Origin of the sequence: Aeromonas sp. S16(2024) (genome assembly GCF_041403065.1) — a bacterium.
Lineage (GTDB): Bacteria > Pseudomonadota > Gammaproteobacteria > Enterobacterales > Aeromonadaceae > Aeromonas.
In genome coordinates this window covers 102,447-117,771 of sequence record NZ_JBGLQX010000009.1, presented here as the reverse complement: position 1 = coordinate 117,771, position 15,325 = coordinate 102,447, and the positions used below count along the sequence as shown (strand labels likewise).

Here is a 15,325-nt window from a genome sequence, read left to right as displayed (position 1 = left end):
TCAAGCATTCACGCTGTGGGTAGCGACTATATTGGTGCCGGCTTCCCCCTTGAGGATGGCGAGGCCATCTTCCAGGGAACCGATCCCGACCATGCCGCCGGTTGCCTTGACGAATTCGCAGGAGGCTTCGACCTTGGGCCCCATGGAGCCGGCATCGAACTTGACGCCAGCCAGCTCGGCCGGACTGGTGACCCGCAGCGGGTGCTGGGTCGGCTTGCCCCAATCCAGATAGACGGCATCGGCATCGGTCAGGATCAGCAGGGCGTCGGCCTTGATCTGCTTGGCCAGATAGGCGGCAGACATGTCTTTATCGATGACGGCTTCGATACCGGTCAGACTCTGGCCATCCCAGGTCACCGGAATGCCGCCACCACCGGTACAGATGATGAGGTGTCCCTGGGCAATCAGGGTTTCGATGGCATCGCCTTCGACGATGCGCTGGGGCAGCGGTGACGGCACAACGCGGCGGAAGAACTTGCCGTCAGCCTTGACGACCCAGCGCTTCTCTTCGGCCAGGGCGCGGGCTTCGGCTTCCTCATAGACGGGGCCGATAAACTTGGTCGGATTGGCAAATGCCGGATCCTTGGGGTCAACCTGCACCTGGGTCAGCAGCGCTGTGACGTTGCGACTCGGCATCAGGTTTTTCAGCTCCTGGATCAGCATGTAGCCGATCATGCCCTGGGACTCGGCGCCCAGCACATCCAGGGGATAGGGAGAGACCTTGGTGTAGGCGCTGTTCTGCAGGGCCAGCAGGCCGACTTGCGGGCCGTTGCCGTGCACCAGCACCACGTTGTACTCCTGAGCTATCAGGGCGATGGTCTTGGCGGCGGTGGCGATGTTCTTGCGCTGAATGTCAGCTTCAAGCGGCTCGCCACGACGGAGCAGGGCATTGCCACCCAGGGCGACGACGACAGTTGGTTTTTTCATGAGTGTTGATCTCGAGTCTTGGTGTGTGTGGCGCCAGCCTCTGCCGGCGCCACGCCGTCTTGTCAGATGCCGTCACGTTCCATCGGGCAGCTCATGCAGCGGGCGCCGCCGCGGCCACGTCCCAGCTCTTCACCCGGGATGGGCAGCACTGTGATGCCAGCCTTGTCATATTTCTCGTTGGTGTAGGTGTTGCGCTCGTAACCCACCACCACGCCGGGACGCACTGTCAGCACGTTGTTGGCGTCATTCCACTGCTCGCGCTCGGCCTCGAAGCTGTCACCACCTGTGGTGATGAGCTTGAGCTGATCCACCCCCAGCGCCTTCTCGATGGCGGTGACGAAGTAGCCCTCTTCCTTGATGTTCATGCCGGTGGCGCCGCCCGGAGTCAGGCTCCAGCAGTTCACATCCTTGCGGATGACCTCCGGATAGACGGAGAAGGTGTCTATGTCCATGTGGGTCATGACGGTGTCCAGGTGCATGCAGCTGCGGTGTTTCGGCAGTTGCATGGCGATGACCTGCTTGGCCTGACCGTGCTTGAACAGGCCGCGGGCCAGGTGTTCCACCCCTTGCGGCGTGGTGCGCTCGGACATGCCGATGAGCACGGCGCCACGGCCGATGACCAGGACGTCGCCCCCTTCGATGGTGGAGTTGTCGTAGTCACGATCCTCGTCACCGAAGTACTTGATGAAGTCCTGACCGGCAAACTGCGGGTGCCAGCGGTAGATGGCCTTCACATGGTTGGTTTCACGGCGACGGGCGGCCTTGGCCATGGGGTTGATGGAGACGCCACCATAGACCCAGCAGGAGGTGTCACGGGTGAAGAGGTGGTTGGGCAGAGGTTCAATGATGAAATCGGTCGGCGCGTGCATGCCGACCACCATGTTGACGCCGCTGTAGGGCATCTCTGAGTAGGTCAGGCCGCCGGAGAGGATGCGGGCCAGTTCGCGGTGCGGCATGTCAGCCAGGAAGCAACGCACGTCATTGGCAAGAGAAGATCCGAGGCGATAATCGGAGACCTGGTGCTGCAGCAGCCAGGTTTTGGCTTCCGGCACATCCAGGGTCTCGGCCAGCAGGTTGGTCAGCAGGAAGACTTCGACATTCTGATCGCGCAGTACCTGAGCGAATTTGTCGTGCTCCTGACCGGCACGCTCAACGGACAGGACATCGTCGAACAGCAGGTCCTGGCAGTTAGAGGGGGTCAGACGCTTCAGACTGAGGTTGGGGCGGTGCAGCATGACACGGCGCAATTGGCCAACTTCAGAACCTACATAAAATTTGCTCATGATTATATTCCGTCTAGCAGTGGTCCCTGCGAGTGATTGAATAGATTCCTTCTATTCTGGCTCGTGGCTAAGGCGGGATATTCTTTATGTAGGGTACTCGGCTTGTGTTCTATCCTGCCCTTGCCTTTCGTGACAGAGGTTAGGACTAGCAATCACCGCAAACTTAGACATTGATCACATTCACTCGAGACTGAATAAAATCAGGAGTTAATTTATGATGGAGTTTACATAAATGACATTTACTCATTAACACCTGCCGCATAACGACGCAATAAAGGCAGTGTTTATTTCACCAAGATACCGTTTTCATTCATGAAAGATATCTACAAATGGATATAACAAATTAAAAATAACCAATAAAATCATTAGTATAAGTGGCTTTTGTTTTTTGTTTGAATTTTATATGCTCATCCATGCATTTATCCTCATAAATACTCCCTCCACTCACCACATAAATAGTCATCTTCACCTCTTCGCCTGAATAATCCATCTCTTGTCCCAGATCATGGCATAGGCGCCAACCCGCACGGACAGCCCTCCGTATCAGGGTGCTCATCGCATCTCCTTTATATGGATATGCATTCTGAGCGCATCCTGGCGATGCTTTTCTCACCAGGCCCATTGCATCCCGGTTTTAAAGTTTTTTCATTAGTTGAATTTATTGCGCCACCTTGCGCCGCTCCCCGGTTCGCCTTAACTCAGAAAGTGATCAGGATCACGCTATTTTCTATCACCAAGGAGATAACCATGAAGATCAAATCGCTGTTTCTGCTCGTCGCCCTGGTTCTGCCCATGACCCCGGCCCTGGTTCAGGCCCAGGGCGCCCCCGCCATGCCGCTGGTAGTGTGCCATGTTGACCAGGCCCCCCAGATGCTGATCCCCGCCTATCTGTGCCAATGGTATGGCGGTCAGCAGCACCACTGATACTGCATCCAGGGGGAGGGTTCCTCCCCTTGAGTTGCCAACCCCGAACACCGGGATGCATCCCCTCCCCCGATAGCCCGCCTCTTCACTCGCTTCCAGCCAAGGACCCCATGCTGCCGGTCTATGCTCGCTCCTCAGCCGCCCCGGCACAGGCGCCACTGACCCCGGATGCTGACGACCTCGGCTCGGCTATCCGCGATCGACTCTGACCCTGATGACTTTCCTGAACCTCAGTTAAACGAGGTGTGAGACATTCGCCATAGCCGGCGTAAGCCAAGCGCCTCAAAAATTCTCGCCATAGTCGGAAGATAAGAGCAAAAAAACCGCACCAAAAAATCACAACCCAATGATTTAAAACGAAATGATATCATTATGATTTCTCGGGAAACGAGTTTCGAAAAAACGTTTTTCAACGTGCCGTTGTCGTCCCCCGGGAAATCCTTATAGTTACTCCTGCACGGACGCAATGAAGTCGATCAGGAAGATTGGCTGCCAGGGTTGGGCAAATGGACTCACCACAGGATGTGGTAAAGGACACCTCCCAGGACGGAGAAAGTGCGACGGGAACGGATGACTCGTCAGGCCATGATGGCTAAAGGACACCCCAAAGGATTGGGAAGGGGAAACCTAAAGGAAGAGGTATAGTCAGGGATTGCAGGGAGCAACTTCGTTCAAGGATATGAGCGATAAGACTATCGGGGGCGACGCAAGTCGCCCCCATCTTTTTTGGCATTTTTCATGCTTTTCCGGTGAGCTTGCCACCCCGGCGCCAACGGCCAGGGTGCCCATCACCAGTCCAACCGACCTTATTCCAGCCGGAAGTGCCCCACTATCTCCCGCAGCCTGTCATAGGTGTGCTGCATCGAGGTCGAACTCTCCACCGTCCGCTCGCCATTGCCCTTGAGCTGGGTGATCACCTCGGCGATGGCGCTCATGTTGCGGTTGATCTCTTCGGCGACCGCACTCTGCTGCTCCGCCGCCGTGGCGATATGGCTGATGAGATCGTTGATCTCCACCACTTCCCCCGCCATCAGATCCAGCGACGCATTCACCTTGCTGGTGTTCTCTGCCGCATCCTGACAGCTCTGCCGGGTGTTGCCCATGGCCGCCACCACAGTCTGGGTGCCCCGCTGCAACCGGGTCAGCATGGTCTGGATCTCGGCAGTGCTCTGCTGGGTACGGCCCGCCAGGGAGCGCACCTCGTCGGCCACCACGGCAAAGCCACGCCCCTGCTCACCGGCCCGGGCGGCCTCGATGGCGGCGTTGAGGGCCAGCAGATTGGTCTGCTCGGCGATACCGCCGATGACCCCGAGGATGGAGCCTATCTGCTGCACATCCTGCTGCATGGCGGCAATGGAGTGGGCCGTGGTTTCCACCTCGGTCACCAGTGCGGTGACGCTGGCCATGGCCTGATCCACCACCCGGCGCGACTGGCTCGCGAGCTGCTGGCTCTGACCGGTCAGCTCGGCCGTGCTGGCCGCGCTTTCAGAAACGGAGACCGCGGTGCGGCTCATTTCGTTGATGGCGGTGACCACCTGTTCCGTCTCCCGCACATGCTCGGCCAGCAGCCCCTGGGCCGAGCCCGTCTGCCTGGCCAGACCCGAGATCCCTTCGTTGAGCTGGCCGCTGGCTTCCCGTACCTCTCCCATCATCTCCTGCAACCGCTCGATGAAGCGGTTGATGCCGGCCGAGATCTGGCCGAGATCATCCGTGCTGGTCACCGCGAGCCGGCGGGTCAGATCGCCGCTGCCCCGAGAGAGTTCCTGCACCAGGTCACGCAGGGAGAGGATGGGGCGATAGGCCAGGTTGAGGGCCACCATGGAGATCACCAGCACCAGGGCCGCTACCCCGAGCAGGGCCAGGGTGATCTTGCCGTTGAGCGCCTGGGTCATGGCCCGGATGTAGTCGAGATCGATATAGCCGGTCAGAGTCCAGCTGCTACCGCGGATATCCAGCGAATTGGGGCGAGACTCGCTCTCTCCCTGTGGCTTGCTGCTGTAGAGCACCTGGCCCTGACTGTCCGCCAGGGAGAAGTAGCGCCCCTCCCCGCTCACCTTGGCCAGCAGCGCCTTGAACTCGCTCATGTCGAGGTAATAGAGGTAGGCGGAATCGGCACCCCGGGGCACCAGAATGGAGATGACCGGCTTGCCGTCCAACTGCTCCAGCGAACTGACGGTGATCTGGTTGTTGGCGGCGGGGATCAGCTGGCGCAGAGCCTCGACCCTGGCCTTGTCGTCGATGACCCCGTTCACATCGAACGCCATATCGCCGATCAGCTTGACGATGTTGTGAAAGCCGGTCTCCTGCAGCGCCTTCTTGACGCTGGTCACCCCCAGGTTGAGGTTCGCCGCCAACAGCACCTTCTGGTTGATGTCACCGGCCAGCTTCTCCTTGACCAGGGTGATCTGCTCGTTGATGTTCTGGGTCGCCTGGGTGCGAATGTAGCCACTGATGAAGTGATTGACGCTGAACCAGGCGGTACCGATGGTGACCAGGATGGCGAGCAGCAGCAGGACGTTAATCTTGACTTTGAATGGCATGGGGTGGGTCCCTCCAAATAGAAAGGGCCGGAACATGCCCGGCCCTCTCTGCCAATGCTTACTTCTTCTTGGCGTACTTCATGGAGTCCAGGGCCACGGCAAGAATGATGATGCCGCCCTTGATGATGAACTGCCAGTAGGGGCTGACCCCGATGTAGGTCAAGCCGTAGTTGATCAGGGTGAAGATGAGCACCCCGGTGATGACACCGGCGACCGTTCCCACACCACCGGCGAAGGAGACCCCACCCACCACGCAGGCCGCGATGGCATCGAGTTCATACATGAAGCCGAGGTTGTTGGTGGCACTGCCGATCCGGCCCGCTTCCAGCATGCCGCCGAAGGCGTAGAAGACACCGGCCAGGGCGTAGATCATCACCAGGTTGACCGCCACGTTGACGCCGGAGACCTTGGCGGCTTCCGGGTTGCCGCCGATGGCGAAGATGTTCTTGCCGAAGCGAGTCTTGTTCCACAGCACCCAGACGAAGACGCTGGCGATGGCCGCGTAGAAGGTGAGGTACGAGAGCTTGAACCCCCCTATCCGGATAAAGCCCTGCGCGAAGCTGGAGAAGCGGGGGTCAAAGCCGGCCACCGGGGAGGCACCCACGGAGTCAAAGTACAGCGAGTTGATGCCGTAGACGATGATCATGGTGCCCAGGGTGGTGATGAAGGGCGTCACGTTCAGGTAGGCCACGATCAGACCGTTGACCAGACCGATCAGGGCACCCACGGCACAGACCAGCAGGATCACCGCCGGAATGGGCACTTCACCCAGGCTGGGGAACACCTTGTTGACGTTGGTCAGCGCCTGCAGCATGGTGGCCGCGATCAGCGCCGCCAGACCGACCTGACGACCGGCCGAGAGATCCGTCCCCTGGGTGATGATGATGCCCGCCACCCCCAGGGCTATGATGACCCGCACCGAGGACTGGGTCAGGATGTTGCTGAGGTTGGTGAGGCTGAGGAAGGAGGGCTCCTGGATCACTATGATCATGAGCAACACCAGCAGCACCAGGTAGATGGCGTTCTCTTTGAGCGCCTGCATCAGATTGAAATTTTTAGCCGACTCCATAATGTCTTCCTGTCTTTATAGGTACAGAGATGCCAGGCGCAGGATCTCGCTCTGGTCAGTTTCTTTGGTGTTGACGATCCCCGCGACCCGGCCATTGCTCATGACCATGATGCGATCCGTGATCCCCAGCAGTTCGGGCATTTCGGACGAGATGATGATGATCCCCTTGTCCTTCTTAGCAAGCTCCAGAATGAGCTGGTAGATCTCGAACTTGGCACCTACGTCGATGCCACGGGTTGGCTCGTCGAGCATCAGGATTTCCGGTTGGGTCAGCAGCCAGCGGCCTATGATGACCTTCTGCTGGTTACCACCGGAGAGGGAGCCGATCTGTGTCTGCTGGGTCGGTGTCTTGACGCGCATGGAGTCGATGACCCACTGGGTATCGCTCTTCATCTTGTTGTCGCTGAGCAGCCCCATGGATCCCTTGTAGCTGTCCATATTGGCGATCAGGGAGTTGAAGGCGATGTCGAGACGGGAGTAGATCCCGGTGGAGCGGCGCTCCTCGGTCACCAGGGCGAAACCGTTCTGGATCGCCTCATGGGCGTTGCGATTGGCAACCTCCTTGCCATGCAGCTTGATGACACCGTCGCTGTGATCGCGGATGCCGAACAGGGTCTCGACTATGTCGGTGCGCTTTGCCCCCACCAGGCCGGCGATGCCGAGGATCTCCCCCTTGTGCAGGTTGAAGCTCACGTCCTTGATGGAAGGCTGATTCTTGGCCGTCAGGTGCTCGACTTCGAGGATCACCTCTTTGGGCTGGTTGGTTTTTTCCGGGAAGCGCTGGGTCAACTCACGACCGACCATCATGCCGATGATCTGATCCATGGTCATGCCCTCGAGCGGCTGGGTCGCCACCCACTGGCCATCCCGCAATATGGTGATCTCGTCACAGAGCTGGAAGATCTCTTCCATCTTGTGGGAGATGTAAACGATGCCGCACCCCTTCTCCTTCAACTTGTTGATGATCTTGAAGAGGTGGTTGACCTCTTTCTCGGTCAGGGAGGAGGTGGGTTCGTCCATGATGACGATCTTGGCGTCATAGGAGAATGCCTTGGCGATCTCGATCATCTGCATCTGGGAGACGGAGAGGGTGCCGACCTTGACCCGCGGGTCTATGTCGATGTCCAGCTCGTCGAAGATGCGCTTGGTGTCGTCATACATCTTGCCGTGGTCGATGAACCAACCCTTGGTGGGGTAGCGACCGAGCCACATGTTGTCCATTACGGTGCGTTGCAATACCAGGTTCAGCTCCTGGTGCACCATGGATACGCCATTTTCCAGCGCCTCTTTGGACGAGGTGAAGTTGACCTCCCCGCCTTTGAAGAAGATCTTGCCCTGATCCTTCTCGTAGATGCCGAACAGGCACTTGAGCAGCGTGGACTTCCCTGCGCCATTCTCGCCCATCAACGCATGCACAGAATGAGGACGGACCCGTAAATTGACATTATCGAGTGCCTTGACGCCAGGAAAGCTCTTACTGACGTCAATCATCTCCAACAGCCATTCTGATTGTTGCCGTGTTGTCATATCAGCCATCACATCTGGTTGAAAAAAGGGCAAGGGGATCTCCCTTGCCCTGGAGGGGGGAATTACTCGAATTGGGACAGGTTGTCTTTATCAACGCCCACGTAGGCCACACGGACGACCTTGTTGTCGATCTTCCAGTTGGTGCCTTCACCGGCCGGCTTGCCTTCCGCCAGGTTCTTGGTCAGCTCGAAGGTGGCCTTGGCCTGGTTGGCCGCATCGTTCAGCACAGTACCTGCCATGGCACCGCTCTTGACCATGGCCAGGGCTTCCGGCAAGGCATCGACGCCGAACACTGGGATGGCGCTCTTGCCCTGGGCTTTCAGAGATTCAACGGCGCCCATTGCCATGCCGTCGTTGTTGGCGATGACCACTTCGATCTTGTTGGCGTTGGGGCCGGAGATCCAGGCGTCCATCTTGTCTTTCGCCATGGCGGTATCCCACATACCGGTATCCATGTGCAGCTGCTCTGTCTTGACGCCGCCGTCATTCAGGGTCTTGACGACATAGGTGGTACGGGCTTCCGCATCCGGGTGGCCCGGCTCGCCCTTCAGCAGCACGAACTGGATGACGCCATCCTTGTTCAGATCCCACTCGGGGTGTGCCTTCCAGTGCTTGGCGATCAGCTGGCCCTGGATGATGCCTGACTCCTTGGAGTCGGTACCCACGTAGTAGGCCTTGTCATAGCTGGCCAGATCGGCCGCGCTCGGTTCCTTGTTGTAGAACACCACGGGGATCTCGTCGGCACGAGCCTTCTCGATCACGACAGGGGCCGCCGCCGGGTCAACCAGGTTGATGGCCAGCGCCTTCACACCCTTGGCCAGCAGCACGTCGATCTGGTCGTTCTGCTTGGACTGGTCGTTCTGGGAGTCATTCATCAGCAGCTCCACACCGGGATTGGCTACCGCTTCCTTCTCGATGGCCTTGCGCACTACCGCCATGAAGTTGTCGTCATACTTGTAGACGGTGACCCCGATACGGGTATCGGCCTGGGCTTGGGCTCCCGCCATCAGTCCCATCAGCAAGGTGGCAACTGTCGTGAGTTTTTTCATTGTTATGCTCCGATCTCTAATATCTGTTTTTGTAGGGAATGCTGTACACCGTTTGAACTGGCGCCAGCCTAATGTAATCAGTTTGTTGTGTGACGGTCTGTGATCATGGCAACAAAATGAAAACGTTTACACTCTGTTACATAGACATAAAGCAATTTAAAATCAATTAGATAACTTACAATAAGACCCTTTAGAATCCATTTTCATCATGAGCCCCAGACTCAGTGTAGAACACAGTTCCAACTGTAACTTGCAGGGAGCAACCAGAATTCGGGCCGCACGCTCTGGCTCCAGGAGTCATCCCCCCCTACACCCATGTGGAAACCATCCAGGCAGAGGTGCACTCCCCCCTGGGCTACCAAGTCGGTCTGGTGGCGGGCCTGGGCCAGCTGCTGCTGGCTGTAGCGGCTGACGCTGAAGTGGAAACGCCCCTCTACCGCCAGATCCCCCAGTTGCAGTTCGCGGGTATCGCAGCGCAACCCGTTGTCGGTCGGGAACACATAGGGGGTATGCAGGGCCGCGAGCGGCAATTGCCAGCGATTCATGTCTGCGGCAAGCAGCCTGTCCGGATAGTTCTCGTGGGGACCGCGCCCCAGCCAGCTCAGCTCATCGACGTCGTCGGCCAGCCAGAGCCTGGCGCCGATCCGGGGCAGCGACGGCATGTCGGCGGCGACCTCCACCTCGATGCGCAGCGCCATGGCGCCGTCGGCAGCAAAGCTGTGGTGCCAGCGGGTCAGCAGCCGCAGCGACTCCCCGACGAAGTAACCGTGGGATACGACCAGCGTCCCCTTATCGGGGTTAGCCTCCAGGCCGAGGCAGCGGTGCTGCAGATCATTGAGCCCGGCCTCCTGCCAGCGGGCAATCCAGGCGTTGGGATCCGCGTGATCCGCCTCGCTGGTACCGATATCGTTGTCGAGCGGCGCCCGGTAGAAGTGATCGGCGATGGCCTCACGCAGCCGCTCGCGGCCCTGTTTCTGCCAACTGACGATGCGGCCGCTGGCCTTGTCCAGCCGCCACTCGCTGCCTGCGGCACGCACCAGCCAGTGGTCCGACTGCTCGCTCAATGGGGCGGGCGCCCGGGTCACCGGCATGGCCAGAGGGGTCGGCAGCATGCATTGCTGGCGCGCCACCTCGTGATCCGCCTCGGCCCAGGTCGTGGCAGTGGGCTGCACTATGGCCAGATCCAGCCAGGCCAGGGAGCCTGCGGCAAAGCCCGGCAGCCGCTCCAGCAGGGTCAGCGTCACGCTGCCTCTGGGCACCAGCGCGAGCGGGCATTCGCCCTGGCTCAGCACCACACCATCCTCCAGCAGCTGCCAGCGCAGCACTTCGTTGTCCGTGGGGCGGAACAGGTATTCGCTGGCGATCTCCACCGTCAGCGGCTTCTGGCCGACCAGGGACAGAACGAAGGGCTGCTGGGCCCGTTTCGCCTCGAACAGGGCGGGATGCGGCGTCCTGTCCGGGAACAGCAGGCCGTTGCAGCAGAACTGGCGATCGTTGGGAGAATCGCCGAAGTCGCCGCCATAGGCCCAGAAATGGCGGCCATCGTCGGTCTGCTTGTCGAGCCCCTGATCCACCCAATCCCACACGAAACCGCCTTGCAGGCGCGGATGATCGCGAAACGCCTGCCAGTAGTGGGCGTAACCCCCCAGGCTGTTGCCCATGGCGTGGGCATATTCGCAGAGGATCAGCGGCCGGGTCTCTTCCGGCAGGCCTATCCACTTGGCCAGCGCCCACTTGGGCACCGCCGGGAAGGGTTGATCCTGGTGGGTGCGGGCATACATGGGGCAGATGATGTCGGTGGCCGGGGTATCGGCCCCACCCCCTTCGTACTGGACCGGGCGGCTCGGATCGGCCCGTTTGACCCACTGGTACATGGCGTCATGGGCCGGGCCATAGCCGGATTCGTTGCCGAGCGACCAGATGATGATGCTGGGATGGTTGAAGTCCCGCGCCACCATGCGGGTCACCCGCTCCAGGAAGGCGTTGCTCCAGGCGGGATCCTGCGCCAGCCGCCCCATGGGGGTCATGCCGTGGGTCTCCAGATTCGCCTCGTCCACCACGTAGAGGCCGAGCCGGTCACACAGTCGATAGAACTCGGGATGGTTGGGGTAGTGGGAGCAGCGCACCGCGTTGAAGTTGTGCTGTTTCATCAGCCGCAGATCCTGCTCCATGGCGGCAGAGGTCACCACATGGCCCAGAGCGGGATCGTGTTCGTGGCGATTGGCGCCGCGGATCAGCAGCGGCTGGCCGTTGACCCTCAGCAGGCCGCCACGGATCTCCACCGCCCGAAAACCCACGTCATGGGCCTCGCACTCGATGGGCTCGCCCTGCTCGTCCAGCAGGGTCAGGGTCAGTCGATAGAGGTGCGGCGTCTCTGCGCTCCACTTGTGCGGCGCCGCTACCTCCAGCCACAGATCGCTCCTGTCTGTGTAGGCGCCCTTCTCGTCGATGGCGCCAGTACCGAGGAGCTGGCGCCGATCGGCGATCAGCGTCTCGCCGAAATAGAGCCTGGCCTCCACCGCCAGCCCGGCGCCCTCATTGACCTGCAGCGCCACCTTGAGGCGGGCATCCCGGTAACAGGCGTCCAGCACCGGGGTCAGCCGCACGTCCAGCAGGCGGCGCTCGGGTTTGTGCAGCAGGCTGACGGAGCGGAAGATGCCGCTCATGCGCCACATGTCCTGATCCTCCAGATAGGAGCCATCGGACCAGCGCAGCACCAGCACGGCCAGCCGGTTCGCACCGGCCTGCAGGAAGTCACCGAGATCGAATTCGGCGGGTAGCCGGCTGTCCTGGGAGTAACCGACCCAGCGGCCGTTGCAGAACAGATGGAAGGCGCTGTCCACTCCATCGAAAATGATGCGGGTCTGGCCGCCGGCCAGCCAGCCGGCGGGCAATGCAAACTCGCGGGAGTAGCAGCCGGTAGGATTCTCGGCCGGCACCCGGGGCGGATCGCAGGGGAAGGGGTACTTGATGTTGGTATAGATGGGGCGATCAAACCCCTGCAGTTGCCAGTTGCCGGGGACCCTGATGGCGGTCGCACCGGGCAGATCCCCGCTCAGCCACGCCTCTGGCACCCGCTCGGGGGCCTCGAAGAAGGAGAAACGCCAGTCGCCATCGAGCAGCATGCGGGACGGCGAAGGGAGCCCGGCACGGGCATCGGCCTCGCTGCGCCAGCTGAACAAGGGGGTATGGGCAGGCAGACGATTCACCGAGGTAATCGCCTGGGTCTGCCAGTCCTGACGGGCCACTATCTCCCTGAGCTCCCTGAGCATTCTTCTCTCTCCCTGCATGAAACAGATAACGCATGCAGTGTAGGGGAGTTTTGCCCGGTGATCGGCGATCTCGCTCACACAGATGTAAACGATTACACTGATTTTGTTAAGTAAAACAGAGTAAAAATCAGCTAAATGAAGGTAAAAGATCTCCCTACCGGATAGGCAGGCTGAAACAGGGCGATCCGGACGGGGGAAACCGGGGAAAAGAGAGAGATTGAGCTTCGAATGGAGATTTTTCAGGGCGTGTCATCAGAGATGCGGCTTGCAGCGGTGCCTCTGCACCCCACTCCACCGCCATGACAGCGGCAAGGGGGCAGAGCGCTCAGAGTCGGGCGGGCGCCACCGAGTGGCGGTTGATTAGAGACTGGGGCGCTTAGCAGAAGCCTGAGCCGGTAGACGTGCCTCCGCCGCCTTCACCCCACCGCCATGACGGCGGCGGGAAGATGAAGCGATCAGAGCCTGACGGGCGCCACCGAGTGCCGGTTGATAAGGGTCGGGGTGTAGATCCGGCTCTGCACCGTCTCGCTCTCCCCTGCGGCGAGTTGCAACGCCAGCTTGGCGGCCTGGGCGGCCATGAGTTCGATGGGATAGCGCATGGTGGAGAGCTTGGGTCTCAGGTATCTGGCATAGATGATGTCATCGAAGCCCACCACCGAGACCTCTTCCGGCACCTTGAGGCCGTTGTCCGCCAGCACCGAGATGGCCCCTGCCGCCATGGCGTCGTTGTAGGCCACCACCGCCGTGATGGGCAGCCCCTTGGCCAGCAGGTTGAGCATGGCGCGCTCTCCCCCCTCTTCATTGGGCATGCCGCTCTCCACCAGTTCGGGATCGGCGCTCAACCCCGCCTCGGCCAGGGCATCCTGATAACCCTGATGGCGCAGCAGGGCATCCTCGATGGCGTGATCCGAGCTGAGGAAGGCGATGTGGCGGTGCCCCAGCTCCAGCAGATGGCGGGTCGCGGTGGCGGCCCCCTGCCGGTTGTTGAGGGCGATGCAGCGCCCCCTCAGGCTCGGGATGTCGCGGTTGATCAGCACCATGCCGGGGGCCCGCAGGGCGTAGTCGATGAGCTCCTCGTCGCTGAGCGCCTTGCTGTGCACCACCAGCGCCTCGCAGCGCTTGCCGATCAGCAGGTCGATGGCTTCCCGCTCCTGCTGGGCACGGTGAAAACCATTACCCATCAGCAGGTGCAAGCCCTGTTCCACCGCCACCGCGGCGACCCCCTTGACCAGGGCACCGAAGAAGGGATCCGCCACGTCACCCACCACCACACCCATGGTGTCGCAGGTCTGGCTGACCAGGGCCCGGGCGTTGGCGTTGGGGGTGTAGCCCAGCTCGGCCATGGCCTTCTGCACCACCTCGCGGGAGGCGGCGCTGGCCTTGGGTGAGTTGTTCATCACCCGTGAAACCGTTGCCACCGATACATTGGCCAAACGGGCGACATCCTTGATGGTGCTCATGCTGTTTTCACTTATTTCACGGTTCGATATGGCGCCATTATACCGGGCAATGTCACTGATAACAGGGGGAAAAGCCATGACGATGCATTTATAACCACACCAACAAGTGTAATCGTTTACACATATTTGTTAACCAGTTCACAGTTTGTCCGTCAGCCCCTCGGCTAGACTCCTGCTCAGGCTTTCCTTGCGTGAGGCACGAACGGTGGAGAAGAGGATGAGAGTACTGGTGACCGGCGGTTGCGGCTATATCGGCAGCCACACTTGCCTGGCCTTGCAGGCGGCAGGCATGGAGCCCGTGGTGGTGGACAACCTCTGCAACAGCAAGGCCGCCGTGTTGGCGCGGGTCGCCGCCATCAGCGGCCAGATGCCCCGCTTCTATCAGGGGGACATCCGTGACCCGGCCCTGCTGGACAGCATCTTCGCCGAGCAGCAGATAGACGCCGTGATCCACTTCGCCGCCCTGAAAGCGGTCGGCGAATCGACCCGGATCCCCCTCGAATATTACGAGAACAACCTGAGTGGCACCCTGGTGCTGCTGCAGGCGATGAAGCGGGCCGGGGTTCACAACCTGGTGTTCAGCTCCTCGGCCACCGTCTACGGCGACCCGGCCAGCACGCCCATCCGGGAGGACTTCCCCCGCAGCGCCACCAATCCCTATGGCCGATCCAAGCTGATCATCGAGGAGATCCTCGAGGATCTGCAGGCCGCCGAACCCCACTGGAGCATGACGCTGCTGCGCTACTTCAACCCGGTCGGCGCCCACGAGTCCGGCACCCTGGGGGAGGATCCCCAGGGCATGCCCAACAATCTCATGCCCTATATCACTCAGGTAGCCATAGGCCGTCGCGACTGCCTCTCGGTCTTTGGAAACGATTACAACACCGTGGACGGCACAGGGGTGCGCGACTATATCCATGTGATGGATCTCGCCGAGGGGCACGTCAAGGCGCTGCACCACTGCGCGGGGCGAGGCGGTGTCCACCCTTACAACCTGGGCACCGGCCAGGGCCAGAGCGTGCTGCAGATGGTGGCGGCATTCGAGGCGGCATGCGGCCGCCCCCTGCCCTGTCGTATCGAACCGAGGCGCCCGGGCGACATCGCCGAATGCTGGGCGGACCCCGCCAAGGCCGAGCGCGAGCTGGGCTGGCATGCCACCCGGGATCTCGCGGCCATGTGCGCCGACAGCTGGCGCTGGCAGTTCGCCAACCCGAACGGTTACGAGGAGTAGGCCTGCCGGCCTGCCCGTTACGATTTTCTCAACTCATTGATTG

General features: G+C 60.5%; 11 protein-coding genes. 2 read left to right on the top strand and 9 right to left on the bottom strand.

The genetic code is table 11. The annotated features are described in order from the left end of the window. The 3 genes from arcC to ACB030_RS09015 all read right to left on the bottom strand — a co-directional run bounded on the left by arcC (window position 1) and on the right by ACB030_RS09015 (window position 2,766). The gene (gene arcC, locus ACB030_RS09025) at window positions 1–927 is read right to left on the bottom strand and encodes a carbamate kinase (protein ID WP_371159192.1); all 927 of its coding nucleotides are present in this window, start codon (window positions 925–927) and stop codon (window positions 1–3) included. 62 nt (window positions 928–989) lie between these two features. Next, a complete protein-coding gene (gene arcA, locus ACB030_RS09020; protein ID WP_041206570.1) occupies window positions 990–2,210 on the bottom strand; it encodes an arginine deiminase in 1,221 nt (406 codons plus the stop codon). Between the two features lie 343 nt (window positions 2,211–2,553). Beyond that, complete coding sequence (locus ACB030_RS09015; protein ID WP_371159190.1) at window positions 2,554–2,766, bottom strand: hypothetical protein; 213 nt, start codon at window positions 2,764–2,766, stop codon at window positions 2,554–2,556. Between the two features lie 191 nt (window positions 2,767–2,957). Between ACB030_RS09015 and ACB030_RS09010 the strand changes: the two genes are divergently transcribed. Continuing rightward, a complete protein-coding gene (locus ACB030_RS09010; protein ID WP_139437965.1) occupies window positions 2,958–3,134 on the top strand; it encodes a hypothetical protein in 177 nt (58 codons plus the stop codon). An 806-nt stretch (window positions 3,135–3,940) separates the two neighbouring features. Here the strand turns inward: ACB030_RS09010 and ACB030_RS09005 are convergent. The 6 genes from ACB030_RS09005 to ACB030_RS08980 form a co-directional block, all read right to left on the bottom strand. Next, on the bottom strand, window positions 3,941–5,674 hold the full coding sequence (locus ACB030_RS09005) for a methyl-accepting chemotaxis protein (protein ID WP_371159187.1): 1,734 nt from the start codon (window positions 5,672–5,674) through the stop codon (window positions 3,941–3,943). Between the two features lie 58 nt (window positions 5,675–5,732). Further along, entirely contained in the window at window positions 5,733–6,743 is a 1,011-nt protein-coding gene (gene mglC, locus ACB030_RS09000) for a galactose/methyl galactoside ABC transporter permease MglC (RefSeq protein WP_025328670.1), read from the bottom strand. 15 nt (window positions 6,744–6,758) lie between these two features. After that, a complete protein-coding gene (gene mglA, locus ACB030_RS08995; RefSeq protein WP_371159185.1) occupies window positions 6,759–8,279 on the bottom strand; it encodes a galactose/methyl galactoside ABC transporter ATP-binding protein MglA in 1,521 nt (506 codons plus the stop codon). Window positions 8,280–8,332: 53 nt separating this feature from the next. Further along, window positions 8,333–9,319 carry a galactose/glucose ABC transporter substrate-binding protein MglB gene (mglB, locus tag ACB030_RS08990; protein WP_371159183.1) on the bottom strand — a complete coding sequence of 329 codons (987 nt, stop codon included), beginning with the start codon at window positions 9,317–9,319 and terminating at the stop codon, window positions 8,333–8,335. A gap of 221 nt (window positions 9,320–9,540) precedes the next feature. Then, window positions 9,541–12,591 carry a beta-galactosidase gene (locus ACB030_RS08985; RefSeq protein ID WP_371159181.1) on the bottom strand — a complete coding sequence of 1,017 codons (3,051 nt, stop codon included), beginning with the start codon at window positions 12,589–12,591 and terminating at the stop codon, window positions 9,541–9,543. A gap of 455 nt (window positions 12,592–13,046) precedes the next feature. Next, window positions 13,047–14,051 (bottom strand): substrate-binding domain-containing protein, encoded by a 1,005-nt coding sequence (locus ACB030_RS08980; RefSeq protein WP_163148389.1) that lies wholly within the window; start codon window positions 14,049–14,051, stop codon window positions 13,047–13,049. A gap of 217 nt (window positions 14,052–14,268) precedes the next feature. On the opposite strand from ACB030_RS08980, the gene galE reads away from it, so the two are divergent. Then, window positions 14,269–15,282, top strand: a complete 1,014-nt coding sequence (gene galE, locus ACB030_RS08975) for a UDP-glucose 4-epimerase GalE (RefSeq protein ID WP_371159178.1) — start codon at window positions 14,269–14,271, stop codon at window positions 15,280–15,282. Window positions 15,283–15,325 lie beyond the last annotated feature (43 nt).

Coding starts and splice junctions, on each gene's coding strand:
- arcC (WP_371159192.1), bottom strand. CDS start 927: ATGAAAAAACCAACTGTCGTCGTCGCCCTGGGTGGCAATGCCCTGCTC.
- arcA (WP_041206570.1), bottom strand. CDS start 2,210: ATGAGCAAATTTTATGTAGGTTCTGAAGTTGGCCAATTGCGCCGTGTC.
- ACB030_RS09015 (WP_371159190.1), bottom strand. CDS start 2,766: ATGAGCACCCTGATACGGAGGGCTGTCCGTGCGGGTTGGCGCCTATGC.
- ACB030_RS09010 (WP_139437965.1), top strand. CDS start 2,958: ATGAAGATCAAATCGCTGTTTCTGCTCGTCGCCCTGGTTCTGCCCATG.
- ACB030_RS09005 (WP_371159187.1), bottom strand. CDS start 5,674: ATGCCATTCAAAGTCAAGATTAACGTCCTGCTGCTGCTCGCCATCCTG.
- mglC (WP_025328670.1), bottom strand. CDS start 6,743: ATGGAGTCGGCTAAAAATTTCAATCTGATGCAGGCGCTCAAAGAGAAC.
- mglA (WP_371159185.1), bottom strand. CDS start 8,279: ATGGCTGATATGACAACACGGCAACAATCAGAATGGCTGTTGGAGATG.
- mglB (WP_371159183.1), bottom strand. CDS start 9,319: ATGAAAAAACTCACGACAGTTGCCACCTTGCTGATGGGACTGATGGCG.
- ACB030_RS08985 (WP_371159181.1), bottom strand. CDS start 12,591: ATGCTCAGGGAGCTCAGGGAGATAGTGGCCCGTCAGGACTGGCAGACC.
- ACB030_RS08980 (WP_163148389.1), bottom strand. CDS start 14,051: ATGAGCACCATCAAGGATGTCGCCCGTTTGGCCAATGTATCGGTGGCA.
- galE (WP_371159178.1), top strand. CDS start 14,269: ATGAGAGTACTGGTGACCGGCGGTTGCGGCTATATCGGCAGCCACACT.